This window comes from Candidatus Nitrospira nitrosa, from assembly GCF_001458735.1.
GTDB classification, from domain to species: Bacteria; Nitrospirota; Nitrospiria; order Nitrospirales; family Nitrospiraceae; genus Nitrospira_D; species Nitrospira_D nitrosa.
In genome coordinates, this window is sequence record NZ_CZQA01000013.1 from 95437 (window position 1) to 121910 (window position 26474).

General features: G+C 54.0%; 20 protein-coding genes and 1 pseudogene. 6 read left to right on the forward strand and 15 right to left on the reverse strand.

Annotated features, from left to right (window positions below; all coding sequences use genetic code 11):
- Window positions 1-384 precede the first annotated feature (384 nt).
- Complete coding sequence (locus COMA1_RS19115; protein WP_090751136.1) at window positions 385-858, reverse strand: hypothetical protein; 474 nt, start codon at window positions 856-858, stop codon at window positions 385-387.
- 127 nt (window positions 859-985) lie between these two features.
- On the opposite strand from COMA1_RS19115, the gene COMA1_RS21435 reads away from it, so the two are divergent.
- On the forward strand, window positions 986-1354 hold the full coding sequence (locus COMA1_RS21435; RefSeq protein ID WP_218055430.1) for a hypothetical protein: 369 nt from the start codon (window positions 986-988) through the stop codon (window positions 1352-1354).
- On the opposite strand, the gene COMA1_RS21440 is transcribed toward COMA1_RS21435, so the two are convergent.
- The 4 genes from COMA1_RS21440 to COMA1_RS19135 all read right to left on the reverse strand — a co-directional run bounded on the left by COMA1_RS21440 (window position 1348) and on the right by COMA1_RS19135 (window position 6214).
- On the reverse strand, window positions 1348-1572 hold the full coding sequence (locus tag COMA1_RS21440) for a hypothetical protein (protein WP_218055431.1): 225 nt from the start codon (window positions 1570-1572) through the stop codon (window positions 1348-1350). The two genes, COMA1_RS21435 and COMA1_RS21440, sit on opposite strands and share 7 nt — an antisense overlap.
- A 634-nt stretch (window positions 1573-2206) precedes the next feature.
- A complete protein-coding gene (locus COMA1_RS21240) occupies window positions 2207-2836 on the reverse strand; it encodes a hypothetical protein (RefSeq protein WP_176698189.1) in 630 nt (209 codons plus the stop codon).
- Window positions 2837-3122: 286 nt separating this feature from the next.
- The gene (locus COMA1_RS19130) at window positions 3123-4655 is read right to left on the reverse strand and encodes an FG-GAP repeat protein (RefSeq protein ID WP_176698190.1); all 1533 of its coding nucleotides are present in this window, start codon (window positions 4653-4655) and stop codon (window positions 3123-3125) included.
- Window positions 4656-4786: 131 nt separating this feature from the next.
- A complete protein-coding gene (locus COMA1_RS19135) occupies window positions 4787-6214 on the reverse strand; it encodes a glycosyltransferase family 2 protein (protein ID WP_090751138.1) in 1428 nt (475 codons plus the stop codon).
- A 122-nt stretch (window positions 6215-6336) separates the two neighbouring features.
- On the opposite strand from COMA1_RS19135, the gene COMA1_RS19140 reads away from it, so the two are divergent.
- The 3 genes from COMA1_RS19140 to COMA1_RS19150 are packed head-to-tail and all read left to right on the forward strand — an operon-like array spanning window position 6337 to window position 10803.
- Window positions 6337-7854 carry a hypothetical protein gene (locus COMA1_RS19140; RefSeq protein WP_141654425.1) on the forward strand — a complete coding sequence of 506 codons (1518 nt, stop codon included), beginning with the start codon at window positions 6337-6339 and terminating at the stop codon, window positions 7852-7854.
- Between the two features lies 1 nt (window position 7855).
- A complete protein-coding gene (locus COMA1_RS19145) occupies window positions 7856-9685 on the forward strand; it encodes a tetratricopeptide repeat protein (protein WP_176698191.1) in 1830 nt (609 codons plus the stop codon).
- 26 nt (window positions 9686-9711) lie between these two features.
- Complete coding sequence (locus COMA1_RS19150) at window positions 9712-10803, forward strand: HEAT repeat domain-containing protein (RefSeq protein ID WP_090751141.1); 1092 nt, start codon at window positions 9712-9714, stop codon at window positions 10801-10803.
- A gap of 176 nt (window positions 10804-10979) precedes the next feature.
- Here the strand turns inward: COMA1_RS19150 and COMA1_RS19155 are convergent, their stop codons facing one another.
- The 4 genes from COMA1_RS19155 to COMA1_RS19170 form a co-directional block, all read right to left on the reverse strand.
- A complete protein-coding gene (locus tag COMA1_RS19155; protein WP_176698192.1) occupies window positions 10980-13028 on the reverse strand; it encodes a copper oxidase in 2049 nt (682 codons plus the stop codon).
- A gap of 74 nt (window positions 13029-13102) precedes the next feature.
- Window positions 13103-15121, reverse strand: coding sequence for a multicopper oxidase family protein (locus COMA1_RS19160; protein ID WP_176698193.1), 2019 nt, complete (start codon window positions 15119-15121; stop codon window positions 13103-13105).
- A 784-nt stretch (window positions 15122-15905) separates the two neighbouring features.
- Window positions 15906-17741 (reverse strand): hypothetical protein, encoded by a 1836-nt coding sequence (locus COMA1_RS19165; protein ID WP_218055433.1) that lies wholly within the window; start codon window positions 17739-17741, stop codon window positions 15906-15908.
- A gap of 385 nt (window positions 17742-18126) precedes the next feature.
- Entirely contained in the window at window positions 18127-18402 is a 276-nt protein-coding gene (locus COMA1_RS19170; protein WP_090751143.1) for a glycosyltransferase family protein, read from the reverse strand.
- Window positions 18403-18490: 88 nt separating this feature from the next.
- On the opposite strand from COMA1_RS19170, the gene COMA1_RS19175 reads away from it, so the two are divergent.
- Window positions 18491-18892 (forward strand): hypothetical protein, encoded by a 402-nt coding sequence (locus COMA1_RS19175; protein WP_090751144.1) that lies wholly within the window; start codon window positions 18491-18493, stop codon window positions 18890-18892.
- Window positions 18893-18916: 24 nt separating this feature from the next.
- Here COMA1_RS19175 and COMA1_RS21695 read toward each other — a convergent pair.
- The 3 genes and pseudogenes from COMA1_RS21695 to COMA1_RS19195 all read right to left on the reverse strand — a co-directional run bounded on the left by COMA1_RS21695 (window position 18917) and on the right by COMA1_RS19195 (window position 21991).
- A pseudogene (locus COMA1_RS21695) lies at window positions 18917-19612 on the reverse strand (DUF3047 domain-containing protein).
- Window positions 19613-19621: 9 nt separating this feature from the next.
- Window positions 19622-21208 carry a mercuric reductase gene (locus COMA1_RS19190; RefSeq protein ID WP_245631159.1) on the reverse strand — a complete coding sequence of 529 codons (1587 nt, stop codon included), beginning with the start codon at window positions 21206-21208 and terminating at the stop codon, window positions 19622-19624.
- Window positions 21209-21238: 30 nt separating this feature from the next.
- Window positions 21239-21991, reverse strand: a complete 753-nt coding sequence (locus COMA1_RS19195; RefSeq protein ID WP_090751147.1) for a TVP38/TMEM64 family protein — start codon at window positions 21989-21991, stop codon at window positions 21239-21241.
- Window positions 21992-22133: 142 nt separating this feature from the next.
- Here COMA1_RS19195 and COMA1_RS19200 point away from each other — a divergent pair, with 142 nt between their 5' ends.
- Entirely contained in the window at window positions 22134-22778 is a 645-nt protein-coding gene (locus COMA1_RS19200) for a sulfite oxidase-like oxidoreductase (protein ID WP_090751148.1), read from the forward strand.
- Between the two features lie 132 nt (window positions 22779-22910).
- Here the strand turns inward: COMA1_RS19200 and COMA1_RS19205 are convergent, their stop codons facing one another.
- Genes COMA1_RS19205 through COMA1_RS19215 form a run of 3 tightly spaced genes read right to left on the reverse strand, consistent with a single transcriptional unit; the run spans window position 22911 to window position 26287 of the window.
- Window positions 22911-23249 carry a YdbL family probable chaperone protein gene (locus COMA1_RS19205; protein ID WP_090751149.1) on the reverse strand — a complete coding sequence of 113 codons (339 nt, stop codon included), beginning with the start codon at window positions 23247-23249 and terminating at the stop codon, window positions 22911-22913.
- A gap of 15 nt (window positions 23250-23264) precedes the next feature.
- A complete protein-coding gene (locus tag COMA1_RS19210) occupies window positions 23265-23459 on the reverse strand; it encodes a YnbE family lipoprotein (RefSeq protein WP_090751150.1) in 195 nt (64 codons plus the stop codon).
- A 35-nt stretch (window positions 23460-23494) separates the two neighbouring features.
- Window positions 23495-26287, reverse strand: coding sequence for an intermembrane phospholipid transport YdbH family protein (locus tag COMA1_RS19215; RefSeq protein WP_090751151.1), 2793 nt, complete (start codon window positions 26285-26287; stop codon window positions 23495-23497).
- Between the last annotated feature and the right edge of the window lie 187 nt (window positions 26288-26474).

The window sequence follows — 26474 nt, forward strand, 5'->3', positions numbered from 1 at the left end:
GGTCTTCCCTGCTTCTCATTTCGGAAGAAGGTCTGACTGGTTCCCGCTCATCACATCGAATGAATCAGAACGTCCTTCGGTTGCTGAAAGGAGGACACCACGAAGGGCAGCTGGTCGCTCAATCTCTTCCATGTCCAGGACGGTGGAGCGGGTCGAGTTTGTCAGGCAACCGACTTCTTCAGAACGATCGATTCGGTCTGATCGATCTCCTGAAGATTCTTCTCGACAGTCGCGCCCTCCTCACCGCTTCCTAACCTCTGACTCGCGTTCGCCGTGGGAAAGTTCAATCGAGTGGTTATCACAATAAGCGATACATAGTCCTGTTCTTCAACAAGATACGAACCCCTGCAGCATGACATCACCAACAAGCTGCACACGAGGGGGTCACCGGTGATGGCGTCCACCGTGTCCGCGATGCCGATGGCCCCAGTGATCGTCATCAGGTAAAAAATGAAATCCGAATCCACCAAAGTGAAGGTCAAACCCGAGCCCGGGAACATAGGTATAGCTATATGGGTTATAAGAGTAAGGGACTGGAATCAGGTTTGTCGGAGACCGCTCAGCCAATCGTCGTTGCAGATCGACTGTTGCGGTGGATTGCCGATCGAGTTGGTCTTGAAGTTGACCGACCGTCCCTTGTTGTGTATGAAGTTTCCCTTCAAGCTCCGCGATTTTCTTTTGCTGCGCTTCGATGATCACGTTTACGCAACGCGTCTGCGCGTCACCTTCATAGTTGGAACAATCCCATGGTGCTTGCTGGGTTTCTGCTTCGACCGGAAGCGCAGTGAGCACACACACCAAACTTCCCGCCACAATTACGGCTCGGAGAGCAGAATATCGAACGGTTACCAGAGCCATGATGTTCTCCTTTTCTGATATCGACAGGCTATCACAAGAAGTTTTCTCTAAGCAGGTCGTTGGTGGACCATTTTCGATCTCTTGTTCGGTGGTGACCACGTTGGCGTATTGTAGTCAATTGATACAGATGCTCCTACTTAACCCTCTCACTCTGCTTTCTCTCCTCCTACAGCGGGTCCGATTCATCGAGGAACCGCTGGCGCTCTCGAATTGCGTGATGGTGCTGGTATCAACCGGCACACTCCAGGTCACGATCGTGCTGGTGGTGATCGACGGCACCGGCCTCTGCAGCTCGAAGCCGTTGAATGAATTATTGGGGTTTCGGCTTGGAAGCATCTTCGGCCAAAACATCCGCCTTCCAATCGACGTGCGCAGGGCACCACTGCCACACGCCCAATGTGACAATTCTTGTGAGGCCCGCTGGAATACAGGCCGAATGATTGACCGAAACCTCGCGATTGACCAGGCGGGTCGAGATCCCGCACCGATTCAATAGGGTTCACCGGGTATCTTGTTGAGATCGAAATGGGGCACGAAGAAAGCCACGACCGATACGGGCAGCACGGCGATCGACGAATTGTCCGCCCACTTCCCGCCTGAGCAATGTCCCTCCACTCCGGCGGTATGTTGGGCCTCATTTCGCACCAGCATCGAGGTGCAGCCTGATAGGAGCAGAACCGTGGAAAGAATACACGTACATGTCTTCGATGGCATGTGCTTCATCACATCCTCCCTTATCCTTGTCTGAGTGGTTAGACGAAGGAATGAACGGATGGTAAATGAAGCACCACGACCTGACAGCCCTCGACTCCGGCCATTTCATGCTTCACCGGATCCACTTCTCGGTATCCTCATCGCATCCTCGGCTTTCAAGAAGATGGCCTCTCATTGCGGTAGACTTGATGCGAACCCCAAAGCGCTGACTCGGCAAGCCAATACGTCAAGGTGCCTTGCGATAAGCTCATCGGAGTACTGTGGCCCAGGCATTGAAAGATTCAATCCCACAGACACTAGCAGTTACAGATTTAGGAGAAGACGCCGCAGGGAAGGAGAGACTCGTGCGTCCAGGAAGAGAACACTTCAAGAAACAAACCTAGACGCCCGCGACAAGAAACGCACGTGGTGTTCGCACTCACCTCGTCACTCTCAACATCTCGACCGTTCTGATCGCCCGCTCCGCTTGATGTAGATTGACGACCCTACAAACTGATCACATCGTTACCGCACGTTATTCTCCCAATCTTGAAGCGACCCCCATTAGAGCCTTGAGCAGAAATCAGCCCACTTTCGCACTAGACGAGACAACCCCGTCGCCGTTTCCATCCCAAACTGCACTGTCAGACAACGCCTAGTTTCTTCCAGAACGTTCCGGTCTATCTGGATGCTCTGTACGTTCTGACCGCTCAATCCGCTCCATTCGTTCCGGTCGATGCGGGCGGTCCATCTGCATCATGCGCGCATTCTCTCGTCCTTCACGGCCATGCTCGCCAGCCACGTGATCCGCTCGATCGAGTCCTCGCAGTTCACCACCAGCATTGGAACGATGATCCTCACGCCTCTCGAACCGTCGATCTTCTCGCCCATCCTCTCGTCGATCGAATTGTCGATCTTCCCGTCTGTCTTCCCGTCGATCCAACTGCCGATCCGCGCGCCGATCTTCTCGACGGTCAAGACGCCTGTCTTCTCTCCGGTCTGCCCGTCGATCATCTTGACGGACATCATCGCCCGCTTGCGCCACCACCATCGCATCTCGGTCACGTCTTCCTGTATGGTCTCCCTCTTCGCGTCCACCCTTCATGGACCCAGGACCACTGTTGAGTGCCTCCTGGCTACTGTTCAGAGAGCTCGGTCCTCGGTTGTCCGTATGCACGACCGATACTTCCAGCGAACTGCTCATTTTCCCCACTGCCGGTGAAGTCAGAATCGACAACCCTGCGATGGTGCCCAACATAATTTCTTTCCAACTGATTCGGTTCATCGTCAATCTCCTTTTCTGTCGCGACGAAGTTGATTTAATTTTAGCCCGCTGTGTCACAGACTCCTAACTCATCCTCCAACTCTGCCTCGTCCCAGAGGTACAGCCCAAGAACAGCAGCGATGCTGAGACGAGATAGATGCTCAGTTGTGAATGGAATGCTCGCATAGCCTCCTCCTTCTAACCTTGTCTGATGGGTTAGACGGAGGGGGGAGAGAAAGGTAAACGAGGGGACAGGGAGAAGGCCCCGGCACCGGCCTTGGTCCGGCGCAGGGGATGTCAGGACGCTCTACTGTGGCGCAAACAGATATACTGCGCCGCTGATCGATGCACCGTTACCAGTCGCTGCTTCATTGGGCGAACCGTTGGTGACACCGGTGAGCGCACTACCTTCTACATTTGCTCCTACGGCTATCTGTCCAGCACTCACAGACACGCGGTAGCCAAACTGATCACCCGCTTCAGAATTGGATGCCTTCAAATAGACCTGTGGAGTCCAGACGCCGGCACTCCTCGTGAACACATAGGCCGCCCCGCTGCTGCTGGCACTGTTATCGGCTTGGTTCAAATTCGCCCCTATTCCATTACTGTCTTCGTTAAACGCTCCGATGACCACCGTATCACTGTCCAGCGCAACACTCGCACCAAAGTTATCACCTGCCTCTGAATTGGAGGCCTTCAGATAGGCCTGCTGACTCCAGACGCCGGCACTCCTCGTGAACACATAGGCCGCCCCGCTGCCGCTGGTACTGTTGCTTGACTGATCGCCATTGACCCCAGTTGCGTTGCTGTCCTCCAGACTAGCCCCAACTACCAGGGTGTCGCTACTTAGAGCCACGCTGCCACCAAAGTCATCGCCGATTTGTGCATTGGATGCTTTCAGGTAGGCTTGTTGACTCCAGACTCCCGCACTCCTCGTGAGCACATAGACCGCCCCACTATTACCTGCCCCGTTACCGGTCGCCGCCTCATTGGGAGAATTGGTCGTCACACCTGTCAGAGCGCTGTCTTCACCAGAAGCTCCGACGACCAGCGTTTCACCGCTCAGAGCCACGCTCTTGCCAAATTGGTCACCGGCTTCGGTATTGGAGGCCTTCACGTAGGCCTGTTGGCTCCAGACACCGACACTCCTCGTGAATACATAGACCGCCCCACTACCGCTGGCACTGTTGTCAGCCTGATTGCCATTGACTCCGGTTGCGTTGCTGGATTCAAACGGAGACCCGACGACGAGCATATTCCCATTCAGTGCGACGCTCGTGCCAAAGTTGTCACCGGCTTCGGCATTCGATGCCTTCAGGTAGGCCTGCTGACTCCAGACTCCCCCACTCCTCGTGAATACATAGACCGCCCCACTACCGCTGGCACTGTTGTCAGCCTGATTGCCATTGACTCCGGTTGCGTTGCTGGATTCAAAAGGAGACCCGACGACCAACGTGTCCCCATCAAGAGCGACACTGGTGCCGAAGTTATCACCGGCCCCAATATTGGAGGCCTTCAGGTAGGCCTGCTGACTCCAGACTCCCGCACTCTTTGTGAACACATAGACTGCACCACTACCGCTGGCGGTATTGTCGGCTGGATTGCCAGTTACGGTACTGTCTTCAAAAGGAGCCCCGACAACCAATGTGTCCCCATCGAAAGCAATCGCAGTGCTAAACAAGTCACCAGGACCCGTATTTGACGCCTTGAGATAGGCCTGCTGCGTCAACAAGACACCTGAGGAGTCCCCTCCACTCCCTAGGCAACTAGAGAGTGCCACGGCACCGAGAAAGAGTGCGGAGAGGGTAGCAAACCTACCAATCATCGAGAGGAACGTCATAGGAGCCTCCATGTCCGCGGATCCATATTCGAGCTGGATGGGATCGTAGCAGAGGTCCTGACAGAGTCCAGCAAATAGCTGAATTACGTAATTGCTGCCCTACCAGTGAGCGTAACAACAGAACATAGCAGCTAACGCTTTTCAGGATGGGGTTGTTGGGATTGCCACGAAGCTGATCGAATCATATTGCCCCATTCCGCTTTGGTGCCTCGGATCCACCGGATCAGCCCAATCAGCCTCCAGTAGGAATTGAGTTGCCGGTACCCAAAGTTCTCCACGACCGACACCAGAACGAGCTTGAGAAGATCCGAGGGTCGCTGGTACAGATGAAAGGTCATTTCTTCCATCAGCAGGGCACTCAGGGACAGGGTGACCCCGAGCCCAATGGCAACCCCCACACAGAGAAGCCAGACCTGTACGGAGACCAAGCCCAATCCCAGTCCAATCAGCAACAACACATAGCCCAGGATCTCAAAAGCCGGTCCAAACCACTCAAACACCGCCATAAACGGAAAGGCCAGCCAGCCGACCGTGCCGCCTTTTGGATGGCAACAGAGTTCGAAGTGCCCTGCGAGGCTGTCGCAGAGTCCGCGTTGCCATCGGATACGCTGATTCCTGAGCGTGCGATAATCTTCCGGTACTTCAGTCCAACAGACAGGATCCGGCACATAGGTAATCCGATAGGGGAGATCATTGATCCGATGATAATGATGGAGCCGCACCACGAGTTCCATATCTTCGCCGATCGTGGCCGTCCGGTAGCCTCCCACTTTCAATACCGCCTCCTTTCGAAATAACCCAAAGGCCCCTGAGATGATCAACATCGCATTCATCGGAGACCATCCTTGCCGACCGGATAAGAACGCGCGGAGGTATTCGACGGTTTGGAGAAGCGCCAACAGGCTCGACGGTAGGCCCACCTGTTTCACGCGTCCTGCTTCAACGGAGCAGCCATTGGCGACACGGATCGTGCCCCCGCAGGCGACCGTACGGTGGTCGAGCAAGAACGGCTGCACCACGCGATAGAGACTATCCTGGGCCAAGACCGAATCCGCGTCGATACAGCAAAACAATGGATAGACCGACAGATTAATCCCAGCATTTAGTGAATCGGCTTTCCCACCGTTTTCTTTGTCGATCACACGAACATTGGCGTAGATCGAGGAGTGATAGGTCGCTCGAATCGGCTGCGTCGGTAGATCGCGGCCATATGCTTCAGGAAATGGTTTCAGTTCGAACGCTTGCCGCAGCACATGGATGGTATCGTCCTTCGAGCCGTCGTTGACAATGATGATTTCGAATTCGGGATAGCGGAGCTGTAACAAAGATTGAATAGAACTCGCGATTGTGGCGGCTTCGTTATATGCTGGAACAATGATGCTAATTTGCGGCTCATACCCGGTGAACGCTTGCGGGAAATGCTCCCCCATTCGCTCTTCAAAATACTGGCGTAGCGAGAAAATAGAAATGGCATTGAGCAATAAGTACCCACCCGTCAATGTCACCAAGTACAGTAGAAATAATGCCTGGGATACACCGTAAATCGATTCCAACGTCATCCGTGATTCGAGGCAGACTCGCAATGCATTTCGGCTCGCTCCCTGAATTCTTACCATCGAGTTGGCTGCACCGACGGGCCGCCGCCTGGGTGATCCTCATCTTAGGATGGCTCTGGCCTTCTATGGCCTTCACCCAAGACTGGATGATCCCCGGGGAACGTTCGCTGACCGATGTCGAGGAGATCGAATTGGTGTACGCCGGCTCTCAGCCTATTCCCAAAATTATAGTGCGAGGGGGACAGACGGCCAATTCATTTGTTCTTTCTTCCCATCGTCCCTCAGGAGACCGACTAGACTTGTTGCCTCAGGCCGGAGTTTCGCACCCTATTGAGGCTTGTCAAGCAACCTGGGGGAGTCTGGTCCCTCCGCTCCATGTGCGGATTGATCACCGGGGAAGTGCTCCTTGCGGAGTGATGTGGTCGCTGCAAGCGGCCGGCAAACATTTGGACGCGTTATCATTTCGCACGCTCCGCGTACGCGGGACAACCTCAAGCCCTGTACAAATCGAATTGGTCGATGCGCTGACAAAACCAGAACAGGCTCACGCCGTCACCGAACGGATTACTGGAAACTTCTCACTCGAGATACCACTGGCCTCCCTCGCGCAACAGGTCGACCTTCAACAGCTTGCTCAGGTTCGACTCGTAACCGACACTGATACTGACATGATCCTCGACGAACTCGCGTTCGTAGGACCATCGTCCGAACCTCATCCGACTCCAGCCATTGGGTTTTGGTATTGGGACTATCGCTCGGCGATACGAGATCCAGAGAGCATGGTAGCCGCTTGTCGACAGCAGCACTGCCGACGAATCTTGCTGCAACTGCCCGATCTGCGCGACGCGGACCAGATCTGGACGGCCTATGCCCAACTCTTCACTCTGGCAAAGGCGGCAGATATTGAACTCCTGGCGCTCGACGGAGCACCGGACATGATCGACCATGCCGCGCCCTTAATCGACAAGTTGAACCGGTTACTGGAGCTGATAGGAAACCATGGGCCTCCTGCTGTGCAGTTGGACATCGAACCATACCTATTAGAAGGCTTTCCCGATGACCACACGATTTTTGCTCGCTATCTAGACACCATCGATCGAGTAGCGACTGTCCTGCGAGGCCGAGCGAAACTCTCCGTCGTAATTCCCTTTTGGTTCTCCTCCACCATTCACGGGCAGCGGCCTCTCGCATTTTCGGTGATGGACCGGGTGGACGAAGTCGCCGTCATGAGTTATCGAACCGGTGTGGACGAACTGATGACGATCAGTGACGACATTCTCCGCTACGGGGCACTGGTACATGTTCCGGTCTGGCTTGCCCTGGAAACCACGAACCTGCTCCCCGAACGACATATCATCTTGAAACGAGAGCACCGGACGGCTTTGGCAGACGGCGTGCTCGATCCGATCCGACGAATATTGCGATTGGAGGCACCGACACAACAAGAACGACCAGAGCAAGACCGTATGTGGTTTCGCATCCATCATCAAATCACGGTTCGGCCCGAGCGCATTTCATTCTCAGGTCGTACAGAACACGACGTGCAGCGCACGATTACGGATCTGTTCACTCGGATTCATCAATCAAGCTTTTCAGGACTCGTGATTCATGATCTGCCCGGCTACCTGTCGCTCACACGATAATATGACGACCAACCCAGCCTTAAGACGATCAACTCCGAATCGTCCTCCTCTACCGATCATCTGGATCCTTGCTTCGATGCTCTGCGCGGTCGGATATCAACCGGTTCATGCTACTGATGGGTCATCATCACGCGCGTTGCTCGAGCAAGCCAAACAGCTTGAACAGGATCAGCAGTACCCTGCTGCTATTGAAATCTACCGCACCCTACTTCGACAAGACCCTGAGAATGACGACATTCGAGCCGCACTCGCCAGACTATTGTCGTGGCAGGGGTCTCATGCCGAGGCTGCACAGCTGTACCGGGAGATTATCCGGCGTCATCCAACCGATCTCGACGTCCGAACCGCGTTGGCACGGGTGCTCTCATGGCAGACGGACCGGAAGGAAGCCCAACAACTCTATGAAGCGATCTTACAGGAAGACCCTCGGCATGTTGACTCGCTTCAAGGATTGGGAGATCTCCTATTTTGGGAAGAACGTGTCGTAGATGCCCTCTCCTACTACGAAAGAGCATATGCCATTGGTCAGGATCCGGTGATCGCCGAGCGGATCGCTTCAATCAAACGTGCGCGCCCACCGTTAGACAATCCGCAGCCGACCCTGGCCCCTGCTTTTACTACAGAGGAGAGAGCGGAGCGCCTCGCACAGGCACAGGCCTGGGAACGGAGTGGCGCATACAGGCAAGCGATGAGTACGTACCAACAGATTCTGGTTGCTTCTCCGGCTGACGACGACACCCGTGGACACCTCGCGCGCGTTTTGGCACGAGACGGACAGTTAGATGAAGCGGCCTCGCTATACCGCGACATTCTCACTCGCCATTCCTCCGATCTCGATGTCCAAATCGGTCTGGCACGTGTGCTGTCGTGGCAAAAACAGTATGCCCCAGCAATCCAGCAGTATCAGGCCGTGCTGGAACAGGACAGTACGAATCGAGAGGCCTTGCAGGGGTTAGCCGATACCTTGTTCTGGAGTGGAGCTACTCGGGAAGCCACGCATCAGTATGCGCGCCTCTATCAGTTGACCGGTGATGAAACGGTTGCCGCACGTATGCGAGACATCTCCGCCACACTCGACGCGTCACCACGGGCCCCACTTGGTCTACGCGATTCAATCATTCGGTTACCATTCCGCGACTATCTCAAGGTCGGGTACGGTCAGTTTGCCTATTCGCGCGATATCCAAAATGAACGAGATGTCCTGTTCGAGGTCTCCAAATCCATCGGCGCACAAACCCTGATCGCCCGGGTCGAACCGATCAACCGATTCGGCTTTCATGACACTGTGTTGTCGGCGGAGGGATACAGCCCCTTGTGGCGTCGAGCCTGGGGGTACCTCGCTGCACAAGGGACGATCAATCCAGACTTTTCGCCCAAGTATTCGTTTGCGGGTGAAGTGACCCAGGGCCTCGGTCTTGTGCATCCCCTGCTCACGAGGCTCGAGGCCTCACTCGGCTATCGCTACCTGTCCTACAAAACGGATGATATTCACTTGCTCAGTCCGGGATTCACCGTCTTCCTCCCCTTTAACTTCTGGCTCACAGAAAAACTGTATTACGTCCCGGAGACCGGCGCCATCACGCTTTCGTCACGGCTGACCTGGCGCCCCACCAACCGCCTCCAAGTCTTCGTGTCGGGTTCGTTTGGAACCTCTGGCGAACGGATTGTCGCCACGCAAGATGTGACACGCGTGAGCAGTCGAACCATCCAAGGGGGAATTGTCTTGCCTGTGGTCGATCGGGTCTCTCTGGAAATCAGCGGATATGATGAAGACCGAGGAGCGCTGTACACCAGACGCGGAGCCAGTTTCAGCATCATCTACCACTGGTAACGGCAACCGATGTGAGAGAGCAGCGCGTGCTTGCCTTCATCGATACCGACCTTCCACTCGACCTCTGGTATATCAGTGCGGTCGTGCTGAGCTGCATTATTGTCTTGCTTCTTACCTCCATTCTTCTGTTCCGTCGACACCGCCTGGCGGCCCAACACCGACGACAGCGCGTCATCACCACCTGGAAACCGTTGCTGGAACAGTATGTTCAAGAGCCCCTGCACACACTCCCCGCCCTGACACGTCGTGATCATGTGGTCTTCCTCTATCTCTGGAACGAGCACTATGAATCCATGGGAGACGCGATGATCGCACAGCTGGTCCATGTCGCCCAGAGAGTTGGGAGTCACCATCTGGCAAAAGAGCTGCTGCATTCACACCAGCTGAGTCACCGGATGCTTGGAGTCGTCACATTGGGGCGATTACAGGACCAATCAGCCTGGACACCGATTAGCATCTTAGTGACTCATCACAATTCATTCTTGGCCTTTAACGCAGCGCAAGCCCTGCTTCGTATCGATCCGAAGGCTGCACTCTCGCTGCTCTTACCCGTTCTTGGCCGACGAGCGGACTGGTCTCCACTCAAAATTGTCTCCATGCTACAGACAGTAGGACGGGACCTGGCATCTGAAGTCCTTGCACAAGCGGCCATTCAGGGAGATCCCGATATCAGCCCACGACTGATCCGCTACCTGCCGGGGACGAAAAGTCAGCGCGGTCTGCCGATCCTTCGTCAATTCCTCCGAGATGAGGCCTGCTCCACCAACATGCTGTCTGCGAGTCTCTTCGTGTTCGGAGAGTTTCGTGATCCGGCAGATCTCCCGATAGTTCGGCAACACCTGACTCATGAGGCCTGGTATGTCCGAGTGCAGGCTGCAACGGCACTGGGAAAGTTGGGAACCGTCGAGGATGAGGACCGGTTGATCGACTTGTTCAATGATGAGCACTGGTGGGTCCGCTATCGGGCGGGAGAAGCCTTGGTGAGCTTAGAGTCGATGACGGAGGAGAAACTGATGAAATTACAAGAATCGCTCACCTCACCTGAAGCACATGAAATCCTCGCTCCCATCCTGGCAAAATTCAGGGCCCGTCGTGCTCCGATTGCGGTCAGGCCCTAGTGGGATGTGTGGTATCCCACACCAGGTTTGCGAAAGGTTGTTTGTTCACCCATCCCACTGCAGGGCACCTGAGCTTCAACCGGACAGTCTACCAAGAGACCGATTATGCCGGCCTCACAGCATCCCTCGCCGTACATCCAGCCTGGGTTCCACCCAGGCTGGATGTAATATGCGGTCTACTGCACAGGACCTGGATTTTTCTGCTTCGAAGTCAGCTGCTTTTTCCAGCTATTGCAGTCTTTGCCCTTGCAGTTCTGAACCCATTCCTGGACCCAGCCGTTATAGACGTTCGGAACAGCCAGGACGCCCTGTCCCCCCATGCCTGGATTACCAGTCACCGTGTCGTCCTGTACTGCCGAGGCCGCCCCAGCTAACAACACGCGTCCGACAATCGCGGCATCGCTCGGATCGCCATTCATATCGGGATCAGGATCCACGACGAGCATCACGTTGCTGAACTTATTGGCGATATAGGCATAGTACCCGCCTCCTAGCTTGGCACCGTAATTCACACCGTGGCAGCCGGGATCACAAGGTAGCGTTGCCACCACTGTATCTGTTGTAGGCAAACCAGGCCTGGTATCCACGACCGTAATCGTGGCAGTCAGGGTATTGGCCGTGACCATGTTGGTTCCCTCCGGATTCACCGGCGTCTGAATAGGCAAAGCACCCACGAACGAACAATCAAGATTTGGAGTGCTTGTTGGGTTAGTTGAGCTATGGCAACCTTCTACTGGATTGTACTTTTCAATCAAATTAATCTTCTTGATTTCTGAATTGCTGTTGCTGGCCATATTCATGACCGATATGGTGTTATCAAGAAAATTGCTCACGTAATACTTACTCGAATCCGGCATCATGCTCGTGGCAATTGGGACAGCACCCGTATTCGGTGTGGCCTCGATTGTGCCAGCCTTGAAATTATACACTGTCGATGTATTGACATTTTCGTTGGGAGTCACCATCTCATCCCCTGTCGAACTCATCCAATGACCATGAGGGTGGGTGGCGTTAATAATGTCGGAGTTATCTACGGGTATACTTGTCATCGGAATATCACGAATAAATTGATTCGGACCCGCGCCATTTCCACCCGCCAATGCATTAAATTCTCGTACGTTATTACCACCATTCTGTGCCACATGCACATAATCGTTATTGGCCCTCGTCATCACGTGTGAGGGAGCGGGGCCTGCATTCAGTTCACGTATGAGCGCGCCAGTCTTTCTGTCAAACACCGCCAATCGCTCGTCGAACCATTGCGTCTGATAGATTACTTTTTGCTCTCTATCCGTCCACATGTTGTGGGGATGGTTCATATTGATCTCTGGAAGTGCCACCTTCTTCGTGAGTTTCCAGTCCGCTCCGTTGATGGCCGTCGCCGTACCGGGCTTTGCCTTCCCCCCTGTCAATTCAAACTGAGTATTAACCCAGATTTCTCCCACCCCTGCCGTTTTCGGATTAAATAATTTATTTGCGGAATCTGTGAGATCGACGGTCCCAATCGAAAGCACCGCAGAGAGATCAGCCACAGGGATCTTGTTCCCATCCTTATCATACACAATCACTGGCACAGCGGGGAAAGCTGGTGTCCACGTGCTCTTAGTGTAATCTTTCCAATTCCCTGGATCCGTGATGGTAAAGAAGGTGCGCAACAGGCGAACCGCTAAATCACTGAATGTCGGAACCGTAATGTTATTGACCAGCCTAATCTTTTTGCCGAGGTCCAATCCTTCAGGCGTATTGGGATCATCCACGATGACACCTGCGAACATGTAGACGTGGATGTCACAGATGAAGACGTACAGGCCTGGCTCCGTCAACTTCACAGTGGCCACCCCTCCCGGTGCCGGGTGGAGGAAATCGATGGCCGCCTTGAACGGCATTCCATGTGGGTTTGTGTCATCGGATTTTAGAGGCCACAGCAAGCTCAGCGCCGTATGGATCGTGCTGGCTTCTCCGCTAAACGAGGGGAACCCCACCGTTTCTCCCGGGGCAATAACGGCGAGAGACCTCTGCTGAGCTCCCCCAATGGATGCTGGCACACACCCGAGTGATTTCGAGTTGGCCGTGTTTGAACAGGTAAAAAAGTTTCCAGGCCTGTCGCCAGCTTCGAATGAGACGACAGGATCATCGGGAGAAGGAGATTGGGCCTGGGCCATGCCAGCTACGCCCAACCCCACCAGCATACTGAGTGCAGCCAATAAGAGATGTCGTATTTTCATAGAGCCTTCCTTTAGGGTTTTGCCACGTGTGAACAGCAACTACTCACACATGGCCTTCGTTTCTATCAATTCTACTAGTGAACGTGAAGCTCCGACATCATACCGAACGTGGCATGAGGGAGGATGTGGCAATGGAACAGCCACCGCCCCAACCCTCCCCCTTTCGATTTTTTCGCAGTCGGTCGATCATCCAAGGAGACCCTAAACGTAAAGGTATAATTCGCAGGCACATCCATGATGTCCCGAAACTCATGATACGGGAAGGTGTAGGTCGGTCCGGTTGTACCCGCTTGCGGGTTCAGGCTCTCCGGCTGAAACGAAAACCCGTGCAAATGAAACGGATGGTGCGCCCCCGTCGTATTAGTCACCGTCAGCTCCATCACATTGGAGAGCGCTGCATGACGGGCTGACTCAAGGTAAAAAGGATTGCCGCCGCTGGCCAGACCATCTTTACCTAGACCTGTGAAGTCTCTCGGCATCGGAACCCCGTCAATCGACGCCTGAAACGCACCGTTGTTCGCCCAGAACGTCAGCTGGATATCTTTATTCGTCGACCCAGCTTCGCCGTTGGAAGGGGTAAGGAGATTATCCGGTGCTGTACTGAGAACCTTAACCATCGCGTTCGATCCCAAATTCTCAAGCAGGTGGCTACCATTGGCAATGATATATGGAGTAGCCACACTACCATTAATTACCAAGTGCATCACCGGCACGGTCGGAGTCCAGGAGTATGTGGCTGCCACCCGCTCGAAATCCTCCGTCCAGAGAGTCAGGACTGAGCCGTCCGCTACGGTACCGCTAATGCTCGGAATCTTCGCCACCACATCCGCACGACTTGCAGGCGGGACCAAAATCTCGCCCTGCCCATACTTAAAATCAAACTCGCCAATCATACCCCCCTCAAGCACCACCCGATCGAGTAATCCTCCCTCTCCACCGATTCGAAACAGGTTGACCTGCTCCCCACTGCTGGTCGTCAACCGGAGGCGCATGTAACGGACCGGCGAAGGATTCACAATTTGTAACCGCAATCCCTGGTCGGCCTTAACCTCAAGTGCATTTGTCAACACACTGGATGAAGAAGCAGCTGGGGCACTAGGACTCCCTCCCCTCGCATCCACCTTCACACCGTTGGTCAGGACCGTAAACCCTTCACTCATAGAACCAGTCAAACTCGGAGATTGAATGTTCGGAACATCTCCGGCAGTGAATGCCCCCCTTAAATTTCCATTTGCATCAAGTGGATACGTTTCGCAGAGAATGAGCGGAGACTGAGTCAAAATATGATTTTGGTAGTTGATCGCCCACGCTTGAATGCCACTGACATGCGGCAGCACCGTGTCATCAAATGTGGCCGGGTTGGTCCCCGCTCCAGGAGTGTTGCAGACCGTGATGTCGCTGAGCACCAGCGTCTTGGTTTGTTCTGCCGACGGGATCACACCATTATTCCGAAGTTGCGCCTCATACCCCTGATTATCTTCAACAATGATCGATCCGTAGAGTCCTTTTGCCACTTGATTGGTCGACGAGTGGTGGTGCGGATGGTACCAAAAGATCCCCGGCCGGCTGACGATGAAATCGTAGACAAACTTACCCCCTTTGGGGGCCACTGCAGGTTGAGTCACTTCCGTGCCGTCACTGGCATTGTTCAATTCGATGCCATGCCAGTGAATACCTGACACATTCGCCTCTGGATCCAAACCTGACTTCTCGAGGTTATTCACAAAATTCACGATGACCCGGTCTCCCACCTTGAGCCGAAACTCCGGACCGGGTATTCCAGGCGTCGTACAGTTACTAAGCAGCTTGTCTGAACAGCTCTTAAACGTCATCCCGTTCGCCATCACTGCCGGGCTGCCAGGCGAAGCGATATTGACAGTTGCCTCGTCTGCCACAATCCAGGTCTCGACGATGGTTGGATCACTATTCCCGTCTTTAACCTGTGGAACCTCATACGGCCCGACTCCCGTCGTGGCATGTACTGACTCGTTGCCAGCCATACACAACGTGAGCGCCACGGCAGCGACGATGCACGCTATCCAACCGCGGACGCTCATGACTGTCGCGCAATTACTTGATACACCTTTTATCATGATACATCTCCCTAATGTGATGACCATCGATCTACTTACACACTGAAATGAATTCTTCCCTTCACATGACTCGGCTTTTCTATCTGCATCCCGGCCTACCTTAAAAAGTCACCATGAACTTCTCCCCCATACGCTCGACCTTCTTTTGAGGCACCCACCTCCGCTTCACCACTCCAACTACCCTCCCACACCGCAATCGAATCAACGACAAGACGCCCTCACTCTCTGTCCACCGCCTTATCCAATTTCGAAAGCGGTCACGCATACCACGTACGACTTCGCACAATCAATATTTCCGCCTAATTAATAATATGCAATACTTACTTTTCTCTTACATGCATCATGCAAATTTCATTGTCCTCACAACCGTAGGGGGAATCATGCCCCATGGAGACCATCCTTAACCCTCAATTCACCATTGAGGAACACCACACCTCCTCGGCGCTTCTGAATCTGGCAAGCAAAATCTGTTCTCAATACCCTTGCGATGAAGTAGTGGGCAGAAGAGTGCCTCGTTTCCCTGCAAATATGTGATTTTCCCACTCTACGTCCTGGTGAGACCTGATCACTTCATCCGTTTAGCGCTAGAATCTTTGATTATGTATCTGAACGGATTCAGTATCTAAAGAGATTCACTGGAGCCCCTCTTCTATTCAGGAGAGAGTCCCTTCTCAAGGAAAACGGTTTGCTGAACTTAAGATCGATGGCGGATGAGAAGCTGAGGGGATTGTAACGGTAGAGGGCTGTCCAGCCTGAGCCATACTCAGGCTGGACAGATGCATGCCTACTGAATCGGATTTCGCTGCGTGGGTGTCAACTGATTCTTCCATGTGTCCGGAAGGTTCTGCACCCACCCATTATAGACGACCGGAATCGTCAGAATGCCCTGTCCCCCCATGCCACGATTGTTCGTGATGGTATCGTCGGTGGCGGTGGCGCCGGTCGCAGTGAGCAGAATACGGCCGGCAATCTTCGCATCGTCCAGATTGCCGTTATTATCAGGATCTGGATCAACGATAATGAGACTGTTTGAGAACTTGCTCGAGACGTAGGCGTAGTACCCGCCGCCTTGCTTGGCCCCGTACTGCACGCCATGGCAGCCGGGGTCGCAGCCGAACATTTTAACAACTGTATCCGTTCTCGGATCGATGAGCAGGATCGTCCCTGTGAGCGTGTTCGCCGTCACCATACTCGTTCCATTGGGCGCGACTGGGGTTTGAATCGGCAACGCTCCGACCGGGCCGGTGATTACGCCGCTGATCGCGTTGTAGTTTACCAACAGATCGATCGTCCCAATCGGCAATTGTGCCGCAGTATCAATGATCGTGATCGTGCTATCGAGAAGACTCGCCACATAGGCCTTCTTTGAATCCGGCGTCATGCCCGTCGCAATTGGGAGATTACCAGTCTGCCGGATCGCGTCGATACGGTTATTCGCAAAGTTGTACTGGGTGCTGTTCGCCGTAAAGGCATTCGGCGTCAGCATCAACTTGCCGTCATGGCTCATCCAGTGGGCGTGAGGCGTGCCTGCTCCAATATTGATGCGCCGCTGAACGCCGTTGGCCAATGGAGCCAGCTCCACCACCGAATCGTTGTTCGCTGAACCGTTCAACGCCACGTGGAGCTGATCAGTGTCGACCCGCGTCATCACATGGGAGGGGGATTCCCCGACCGAGATGTTATTTAAGAATTGGCCGGTCGTGCGGTTAAAGACCGTGAGCTTACTATCAAACCATTGCGTCTGATAAATCAGATTCTGATTTCGATCCGTCCACATGTTGTGGGGATTGTTCATGTTGATCTGAGGCAATGCCACCTTCCTGGTCGGCACCCAGGTTTGGCCGCTCACCGCAGTGGCTGTTCCCGGCTTGCTCTTTCCTCTGGTCTTTTCGAACTGTGTATCCACCCAGATTTCTCCAACCGCCTGCGTGGCTGGGTTGAACAAGGCATCTTTGGTCTTGTCATTCTCTATCCCCGGTACCATTGTACTCAGGTAGGTATCTAGATTGACGACCGCCCCACCGGTAGCCCGAACATTCACGTTCGGATACGTGATACGCCAAGGGCCTGGAGCCGTATAGTCCAGCCAGTTTCCAGGATTGGTCGCAATAAAGAACGTGCGCAACAGTCTGGCCGCAAGATTGCTCGTCGTCGGCACCCCTACACCGGACGGGAAGGTGACCAATGAAATTTGTTCGCCCAGATCCAATCCCTGCGTGGCTAGATCATCCACGATCACCGCGCCGAACATGTATGGATGAATCTTACAGGTGAAGACATAGAGTCCCGGTGTATGGAGCACCACTTCGTCTGACCCCTTCCGCGGCGCCGTGTCGAACGGCATGTTGATGGCACCGGTTGGAAAAATCAGACTGGTTCTGGTGTGAACGGTATTCGACTTGCCGGTAAATCGTACTTCGGTTCCCGGTGTGGCAACCGCCATCGACTGAAAGCCTGCTACGGGTCCAGCTGCATTGCGAAACCACGCACCCGGCTCGTCAGTCAGTTCAAATTCGATCCGTGGATCGCCCGCCTGAGCCTGATTCACCACTGAAGCGACCGTGGGAACGAAAGCGATGGCCAAACATGACCATACAAATACCATGGCCCTCTTGCTCATTCTCTGCCTCCTTAGATTGAGTGGGGTAGTTCATTACAAGACGGCAGCACTGTACCAGTTCAGTCTGTGGGCAAACGTCACATCGTATAAGAATTGACTAAGATTTGACCGTATCACTTGTCTATAGATCCCAGGCTATTACCCATGCAAACCGTTTTTAGCGCGGATAGAGCTTGGTACTAATTACACACAATCTGATGACATTTCAGAATGAATATGGCCTGGTGATTGCCTCGCGCTGATTGCAACTCATATGTATCCAATTTGATGCTGTATCTAAATGGATTCCTTTTCGTAATCAACGACCATCAGCTATCCACCAAGCTCTCACATGTTCAACCATGCTGAGACCTGAATAAGTCCGTCAAGGAAAGGGATGATAGGGTTAACGCACGTCTTGAAAGAATAGGCGAGGGCGAACCGGCAGGCGAAACTCGACGTGGAGAATAATATGCAGCCCGCGAACAAAAATTTTCCAAATCCGCATCCTGATGAACATCCTGGTTTCGGTGCCAACCAGTGGAGAGAGTAACAGCGGTTCGGTCATCTTGATAACCCGCTCACAAAAGGCCACATCTTCCAGTATTGGGCAATCTGGGAATCCCCCGAGTTGCTTGAAGACTGTGATCGTTGAATTCGCATCAATATGCGAAAGCTTCATCACGCAACATTTTTACTTTCTCTCGACATGTACCGTTGTTGTTGCACAATACCCCTGTTCACACATGCTATTGACGAGGAGGCACCCGATGCGGACATCTCACACGAGAATTCCTTTCATTCTCCTGGCGAGTCTGATCATACTTTCGATGACTTCCCCATCCGTCACCTTCGCCGGCTCACAAGACAAGGGGAACCCGGTTGCTCCGCCCTCGGGAGTGGCCTCTACAGACTCTCTTGACTCCATGAAAAGTGCCTATCCCCTCTCACGTCCCAGTCAATCGACTCCTCAACCTGGTCCAGCATGGAAAACCATTGGGGGCACGATCACGCGCATCAAGGGCGAGGTCTATACGGTCGAAGATTACGAGGGAAACCAGATTCACCTGTATGTCAGCCGGGGAACCAAACACCTACGCGGTCAGAAGAAAGTCGGCGACCGGGTACGGGCCGAAATCACCAGAGACGGCTTCGCGAACTCCATTCAATAGGTTGGACTGCCTGGCTGTTTCTAATTATTTGACTGAGCTTGTCACTGGAGCATCAGACGCCTTCAGAAACACAATATCCCCGTAATAGGCCACCGCTCGCTCTTTAGTGTTGTCGGTATCCGTCATGATGGCCACGTCGTTGCTCATCGGAGGCTCCTCAATCCAGGCGCCAAGTCTTTGTGACCCGCTCTCGACCACCACCATTATGACGAAATCCATGTAAGCATTATCGATGATCACGCCGATTGGAATATCTCAAAACAGGGCCTGGCCCGCCTTATACTTGAGTGTCTTTCCAACACTCACCTTATCAGGATCGTATTCAAACGTGGTGTAGCGTCTGGCCGGATAATCCTCTCTGTCTTTTCTGGTGGCATCGCTCTTCTGAAGCAAGTTCTCGACCTTCCACCGCCATCGTACGATTGGAAATTCCTTCAGATCGATTCTAACAGCTTTGGTCAGACCCGAAGCCGAGGCCTCGCTGATGGCCTTGACCATCGTGACACCGCTCTCAGTGATGACTTCGTACTTGGTCTGGGTCGGGATCTTCTTGAAGGTGAGCGGCTTCCAACCCTCCGGCAGAACGGCTCCCATCGTCGAGACCGAAAACCTGCCGACCACTTCCGCCAGCGCCAGCTGAGCCCAGACTAGACAGGAGGCGTCGGCCATGGAGAGCGTTAACAGAATCAGTGCGACTCGGATAGTCTTCCGCATCAGCATGCGGTGCCATCATCGCCGCAACCAGGCAAACAGCTTGGTCAGAAGATTCTTCGTCCCCTGTGTAAAGTGCGCTTTCCTCCAAAGATTGACGACTTTCTTGTTCACTTCAGCCTGCGTGGGATAGGGATGGATCGTACCGGCGATCGTTTTTGCCCCGAATCCTGCCTTCATGACAACCGCAAATTCACTGATCAAGTCCCCCGCGTGACGTGCCACGATGGTCGCCCCAAGAATCTTGTCGGTCCCTTTTCGAATGTGCACCCGAGCAAACCCTTCCTCTTCCCCGTCCAGGATCGCCCGATCTACTTCGCTGAGGTTGTAGGTATAGGTTTCAACTTCGACCCGCTTCTCCTTGGCATCTTTTTCGTACATCCCGACATGAGCAATTTCCGGTTCGGTGAACGTACACCAGGGCATGTTCAAGGACTCGACATTGGCATAGCCTAAACCAAGAGGATGCGGGAACAAGGCGTTCTGAATGACGATCTGCGCCATGGCATCAGCCACATGGGTAAACTTGTAGCGCGAGCAGACATCACCCGCAGCAAAAATTTTTGGATTCGTCGTTTGCAAGCGCCGATTCACCACAATTCCATTCCGATCGTACTCGACTCCTGCTGCTTCCAATCCAATCCGTTCCACATTCGGGGTTCGCCCGACCCCGAGCAGAATCTCGTCGACAATGACCGCGTGCTGCTGGGCATGCGACTCAACGGTCAGCCGTTTTCCTCCTTCGACCTTTTCTACCTGCAAACCCTTCCCGCAACAAAGAAGCTGAATTCCATCACGACGCATCTGCTGTTCGACAATCTCTGCGGCATCTCGGTCCTCGTTGGGCAGAATCCCGTGCGCCGTTTCAATCAAAGTGACGTGGCTTCCAAACCGTGCGAAGGCCTGCGCCAGCTCGCATCCGATCGGCCCCGCCCCAATGACTCCTAGGCGCTGCGGGAGCTGGGTGAGAGAAAAGACACTGTCATTCGTCAGATAGTCGACTCCCTGTAAGCCGGGCGTGGTAGGGATCGCCGCTCTGGCCCCTGTACAGACAGCGGCTCTTGCAAACGTGAGAACCCGATCCCCGGCTGAACCTTCCACTTGGATCGTATCAAAACCAAGAAAACGTCCGCTCCCGATGTACACATCGACCCCAAGGTTTGTGTAGCGCTGAGCAGAATCGTTCAGGCTGATGCGGGCCCGCAGTTTGCGCATGCGCGACATAACGGCCTCAAAGTCGTACGTCACCCCCGTGGGAATATGGAGGCCAAACTCCGTCGCTTTTCTCAGATCCGCCCAAGCCTTAGCGGCACGAATCAGAGCTTTTGAGGGCACACACCCCACATTGAGACAATCCCCACCCATCAGATGCTTTTCGATCAGCGCCACTTTGGCACCGAGACTTGCAGCGACCACGGCTGTAATCAGTCCGGCAGTTCCTGCTCCAACCACTACCATGTTGTACCGACCTGTCGGTTCAGGATTGACCCAATCGGCGGGATGCACATTGCTGACAAGCTGTTGATTCGACTCGTCGTATGGAAGAATCAACGGCTGATAGTGTTCACTCATATCCACGATGCCTGACAAAGGGCATGACACCATCACCTGGTATCCTTGGTTGCGTATAATCAATCAAGAAGCTCTTCCTCCTACCGACTTTGCAGAAAACTGTTTATACACAACTGGGACCAGTGCCAGCAGTCCTAAGAGCACAAAGGCGCCGATGACATTGAGGGAGGCGATTTCTTTCAGTGAATTGATCGTCCCAAGTTGACGCCCTGCGTACGCGTACACAAACGAACCAGGAATGATGCCGATTGCTGTGGCAAGGATGTACGTTCCGACAGTGACGCGTGTGAGTCCGGATACCAGATTGACGACAAAGAAGGGAAAGAGCGGAATCAGCCGTAGGGTCAAGAGATAGCTGAACGCATTCTTCGCAAACCCCTCTTGGAACGGGCCAAGTCGAGCCCCAAACTTCTGCTCCACCGCATCACGCAAAACATATCGTGCAGTAAGAAAGGCCAGTGTTGCCCCTGTGGTTGCCCCCAGATTGATAAACAGAGTCGCCCACCCCGCACCAAACACAAATCCACCGGCTAAGGTCAGAATCACTGCACCAGGAAGTGACAGACCTGTCACCAGGATATAGGTTCCGATAAAGATCGCCACGGCAGCGGGAAAGTTAGCGTCCGTGAATGTCAGCAAGCTATCCCGGTTTTCTTTCAAGGCCGTTAAGGAAAGAAATTTCCCAAGATCAAGATAGAAGAAGGCCCCAACGGCAAGCACCACCACAATTGCGATAGAGATCTTCCCTAAATTGGAATGGGCAGATTCGCGCTGATTCAAGGCTGGGGTTGTCATAGCGGCCTCGTGGCGTATCATGGGACCTCCTCCGCTGACTGTCAATGAAATAGGCGACACAGGGTGTTCGTTTCACCATGCTAAGAAACCTTACAGAGTCAACTTCAAGAAATCGGTTGCCAGGCCGGATAAGATTTCCGTAGTCTAGCGTGAGGAGGCCAGCATGGACGAATCAAACCGTCTGATAAAGACCAAAGAACAATGGGCTCGTGCTCGGCGAGGCGGAGAAGAGCGTGAAGTGTTTTATGCCGGAGATGAGCGATTGCCGCCAGGCCAACACCTCGTCGAAAACTTCCCCGTGCTGGACCTCGGCTTTAAACCAGAAATTCCGTTGAGTGAATGGCGGCTGAGCATCGGAGGATTTGTCACGACCCCTCTGACGTGGACGTGGGAGCAATTCATGGCTCAACCCCAACTCACCCATCGGTCGGACTTCCACTGTGTCACGTCATGGAGTCGATATGACAACGACTGGGAAGGCGTGACGTTTAAGCATATCATCGCCGTCGTGAAACCCCTGTCGCTGGCCCGGTTTGTCCTCTTCAAGTCGTACGACGACTACACGACGAATCTCCCGCTCGAGGCTTGCAACGACGATGATGTCCTCCTCGCCCGTCATTGGAATGGCAGCCCCCTCTCCCGAGACCACGGTGGGCCGGTGCGTGTCATCGTCCCGAAACGGTATGCCTGGAAAGGAGCGAAGTGGGTGAAAGAGATTACGTTTTCCGATAAAGACGAGAAGGGGTTCTGGGAAGTCCGTGGATATTCGAACACCGCACTCCCATGGAACAATGACCGTTATGGCTAAGAGGATGTTGAAAAAATCCTCCAGCGCCGTTGTCGCTTCGCTCAACAGCTCAACGTACCGAGGCGTACACCTCGCAATTTCGCTCGCTGCGGCCTTGCTGGGCGGCCTTTTTGAACATCCTCCGAACTACGATTATTTTTTGACCCATCCACCTGGCCCCTCAACAAAGTTTCCAGGTCTGGTGTTCTGAATCGCTTTTTCTCCGGCCAGGGTCTCAACTGAACGAAGATCTGTGCGGTTCCGTTTTGCGATATCCTCATACGCCTGTCGCCGCTTCTGATTCACGTCCGCTATGACGGCTTGGGCTTCAGTATTGGAAGGATTCACGGCCCCTAGATAGCCGTTAGGCCTTTCACCGACCAGCCCTTTTGCCTTCGCTTCATCCAACGACAAGGCAAACGCTGAAAAAGCAACCGCGGTTCCTAGGAGCGTCGTACACACCACAATAGCCAACCGTCGTACCATAGTCATTGTCCCCTCCGATATCTAGAACAGTCCGCTGTCCTTCGACAAGACTTGATCCAGGTCCTTGTCGACTTTCAGTCGTATCTCATGATCGATCTTGACATTGAGATTGATCGTAATGGGCTTATCCGGCGCCGCGACTTCCACCCGAGGGGTGCACGCGATCATGACAAGCGCCGCAGTACCCCAGAGTAGCGTTCCTGCACATTTCTGCATTATCGGTCTCGTCAGCATGATCAGCCTCATAATGGTCAGGGGCGGCTATATTGACGCTCAATCATCCCATGAATATCTTCGATCAACCGGAGACTCTTCAGGAGTGTCGGAATATGTTCTTGCACCGTGAGATTAAAGTGAATGGGTGGGGTCTGCGTAAGCTCTGGATTCCGGCCCTCCAATCGGGCACTTAAATTTAACATGCCGGTTTCTTCGTACTTGACCCCCACACGCAACACCTTGTAGTGAAAGTTATTAAGTGCCTGCGCCACGAACTGGAGAGACTGATCGGAGTCTGAAAGCGCTTTCGAGGACTCTGAGGTTGAGAGGTGTCGTATCACTCCCCCTGGAGGCTGCGCCTCAATGACTCCATCATCCACCACCATGCCCCTTGAGGTAATCGTAACCGGGAGCGTCCCATTGAGCGTGCCGGTTCCCTCCAGTCCCCGTTGTTGGTCCACACTGAGAATCTTTGCGAGATCAAGATCGCGTAAGGAAAAGGTTGTCATGGATGAAGGCGATGCCAAGTCTACCAGAAGACCAGGACTAGTGATCATCCCTCCAAACATTTCACACTGAAGGTCTTTCAGCTCAACGATCGGGAATGGATCTGCCAATTTCCATCGTGCCTGATAGGAAGTCTTGATATTGTTCACATCCACACCACTCTGGATGGCCGCTACAAAAAGAGTCGCCGGCTGAACCATCATGATGGAATCCGTTCCCTCTGCACGAAGGACCATGGACGTGCTCACCCCCCTCAGTCCGTAATCATGATAGTACCCGGAAACATTCTCCGCTACCAGCCGCGCCGACGCTGAGATCACCCTGGTGCGGCTAGAGTGGTTTCCAACCGTCTCATCCCAGGTTGCGTCAACTGTGGCACTGATGGTCCCATCAAGAAGATCACTCGATGGTCCAACAGCCCTCGTGAGTCTGCTGAGCCGCCGCTCAGCCCCATCAAACCTCACCGGACCGATCGTGCCATGCAACCTGCCGTAAGGAGTCTGTAGTGATTGCTCAACCCTGGCGGTTACCACCCCTTCATAAGCCGGAAGATCGATCTGTAGGTCCGCCCCAATGTTCGTGTGATCAGCCGAGAACTTCGTCACCCAATGGCTTGGTGCAGGAATCGTTCCCCCGGCACCCACACTGACTCCAGTAATCACCAACATCCCCCCGGCTGTCCAATTCGTCTCTCTCGTCTCCATCTCTGGGATGCTGAGCAGCCCCTGAGTACTACTAACAGTTTGACTGCCTATTCTGACGGTAGGAGCCAGAATCGTGGCTGTCAGTGGTCCTGCAGAGCAGTACCTCGGAATCAGGTCACATTCCACCGTCAGGGGTTCGGAGAGATTCACGGTAGCTCCCGGGACAAAGACCGCACCTTGTCCGATCTGTTTTATTGTGATCGAAGACGGCGGTAATAACACCCCCGCGATATGTGCTCGGTCTAGTCGTACAGTCCCCCGAACTCTGCCGGCCGCCTCTTTTGCAGACAGCCGTTCGGTCAATGCCCCGGGGAGCACTCCTTCCAGTTGATAGGCCCCTTCGACCAAGATCAATTCACTCCCACGTCCTTCAGCCCTGGTGGTTTCGAACGTGGCGACCACCGGGCCTGATGGCCTGCCGTAGGTCACCTGGAGTGGGCCTTGAGCCACGGTACGGATGGGACGATCTTTCCAGTAGAGCGTCCCCCGTACGACATTCTTGTTCTCAATCCGCACCAGCTGATCCCCATGAGGAAGGATCAACCGAACAGCGTCCGGAATAAGACGAGGTTGGGTATTCACTGTAGCTGTAAGGAAAACACCGGGGCTCATCGCCCACTCCGCCTGCGTGGCATTGCCTGCAAACCTTCCCACATAGGCCAGGGCAATGTCCTTCGCCACGCCTTTCAATGCAGGAAGGGTGACATTGATACGTACTTGCCCGTCTACACGGGTATGTTCATCTTCCCAGAGGGATCCGAGCGCAGCCTCTGTCGCAGCAACCCCCGCCCAATCAAGTGCAACCTGTCCCGTCACCTTCTCCAGTTCCGGTCCGATGGGCACGAGGAGAGCAATGAACGGAGCCAGCTCCTGTACATCCATTCGAAGTTGCCCATCGACTTGAATGTCTGAACTACCGGTTGGACGCGATCGGGACTGCCAGGAAACAATCGGTGCTGCCTGTGGCCGCTGTGAGGACAACGTGGCCGACCAGGTACTGGCCGACTTCCCGGCCACCACGAGGCTATAGGAGCCGGTATCTCTCCCTCGGAATGAGAGATGCCCTCCTACCTCGTTGCCGGTCGAAGTCAGCTCCCCATCAATCGTGACTTTACGGAGCGGCCCCGTTGCTTGCTCGCGGAACACGGTCAGGCGCTCAAGCTGCAACTCGCCAAAGGGAAGAATGGGAAGAGTGCGCAGAAGATCGCCCGCCGTCAGCAACCTCCACGGTGACGATTCTTCATCGCTGTTCTCTTCCTCTTGTTTCCCTCCAGTGATGGCTCCTGTCGAATGCACGGTCAGCACATGGATGGCCACATCTCTGAGCAGGATCCTATTCGCACGACCTTGAAACAGCAGCCCCATGTCATACTGAATCTCCGCATCAGTAAGGGAGATCATGAGCCGTTCTTCTCCCAAATCTTGTTGGAATGAGACAACGGGTATGGTCATCTGGGTCCAGCCGGGATACCCGAGCTGAAGGATGACCTGACTGTACCCATACGCACGTAGCTGGTTGGCTAAGAGATATGAAGCGCCCAATGGTAACAAGAGGTAGCATCCACCCAACAGAACAACAGCCAATAGCACGGCAACTTGATAACGTTGGGTTAACATGGATAGCCAGTGTTCCGCTTGATAGGAATCGTATGGCCACGGTTGTCAAACAAACTCATCAGCTCTGTCAAGATGTCTGAATGGCTCTACTTTCTGCTATAGATTGATGAGCCACAGGCCGCGCCCTCTCGTCCCTGCTTCACTCACAGCACGCCAATACCCTCTCTGCAAAGGCGGGAAGCGTGGT

What these genes read in the sequence shown, in the direction of transcription:
- COMA1_RS19115 (WP_090751136.1), bottom strand. Translation starts at nt 858, where the DNA reads ATGGCTCTGGTAACCGTTCGATATTCTGCTCTCCGAGCCGTAATTGTG.
- COMA1_RS21435 (WP_218055430.1), top strand. Translation starts at nt 986, where the DNA reads ATGCTCCTACTTAACCCTCTCACTCTGCTTTCTCTCCTCCTACAGCGG.
- COMA1_RS21440 (WP_218055431.1), bottom strand. Translation starts at nt 1,572, where the DNA reads ATGCCATCGAAGACATGTACGTGTATTCTTTCCACGGTTCTGCTCCTA.
- COMA1_RS21240 (WP_176698189.1), bottom strand. Translation starts at nt 2,836, where the DNA reads ATGAACCGAATCAGTTGGAAAGAAATTATGTTGGGCACCATCGCAGGG.
- COMA1_RS19130 (WP_176698190.1), bottom strand. Translation starts at nt 4,655, where the DNA reads ATGACGTTCCTCTCGATGATTGGTAGGTTTGCTACCCTCTCCGCACTC.
- COMA1_RS19135 (WP_090751138.1), bottom strand. Translation starts at nt 6,214, where the DNA reads ATGACGTTGGAATCGATTTACGGTGTATCCCAGGCATTATTTCTACTG.
- COMA1_RS19140 (WP_141654425.1), top strand. Translation starts at nt 6,337, where the DNA reads ATGGCCTTCACCCAAGACTGGATGATCCCCGGGGAACGTTCGCTGACC.
- COMA1_RS19145 (WP_176698191.1), top strand. Translation starts at nt 7,856, where the DNA reads ATGACGACCAACCCAGCCTTAAGACGATCAACTCCGAATCGTCCTCCT.
- COMA1_RS19155 (WP_176698192.1), bottom strand. Translation starts at nt 13,028, where the DNA reads ATGAAAATACGACATCTCTTATTGGCTGCACTCAGTATGCTGGTGGGG.
- COMA1_RS19160 (WP_176698193.1), bottom strand. Translation starts at nt 15,121, where the DNA reads ATGATAAAAGGTGTATCAAGTAATTGCGCGACAGTCATGAGCGTCCGC.
- COMA1_RS19165 (WP_218055433.1), bottom strand. Translation starts at nt 17,741, where the DNA reads ATGAGCAAGAGGGCCATGGTATTTGTATGGTCATGTTTGGCCATCGCT.
- COMA1_RS19170 (WP_090751143.1), bottom strand. Translation starts at nt 18,402, where the DNA reads ATGAAGCTTTCGCATATTGATGCGAATTCAACGATCACAGTCTTCAAG.
- COMA1_RS19175 (WP_090751144.1), top strand. Translation starts at nt 18,491, where the DNA reads ATGCGGACATCTCACACGAGAATTCCTTTCATTCTCCTGGCGAGTCTG.
- COMA1_RS19190 (WP_245631159.1), bottom strand. Translation starts at nt 21,208, where the DNA reads ATGGTGTCATGCCCTTTGTCAGGCATCGTGGATATGAGTGAACACTAT.
- COMA1_RS19195 (WP_090751147.1), bottom strand. Translation starts at nt 21,991, where the DNA reads ATGATACGCCACGAGGCCGCTATGACAACCCCAGCCTTGAATCAGCGC.
- COMA1_RS19200 (WP_090751148.1), top strand. Translation starts at nt 22,134, where the DNA reads ATGGACGAATCAAACCGTCTGATAAAGACCAAAGAACAATGGGCTCGT.
- COMA1_RS19205 (WP_090751149.1), bottom strand. Translation starts at nt 23,249, where the DNA reads ATGACTATGGTACGACGGTTGGCTATTGTGGTGTGTACGACGCTCCTA.
- COMA1_RS19210 (WP_090751150.1), bottom strand. Translation starts at nt 23,459, where the DNA reads ATGCAGAAATGTGCAGGAACGCTACTCTGGGGTACTGCGGCGCTTGTC.
- COMA1_RS19215 (WP_090751151.1), bottom strand. Translation starts at nt 26,287, where the DNA reads ATGTTAACCCAACGTTATCAAGTTGCCGTGCTATTGGCTGTTGTTCTG.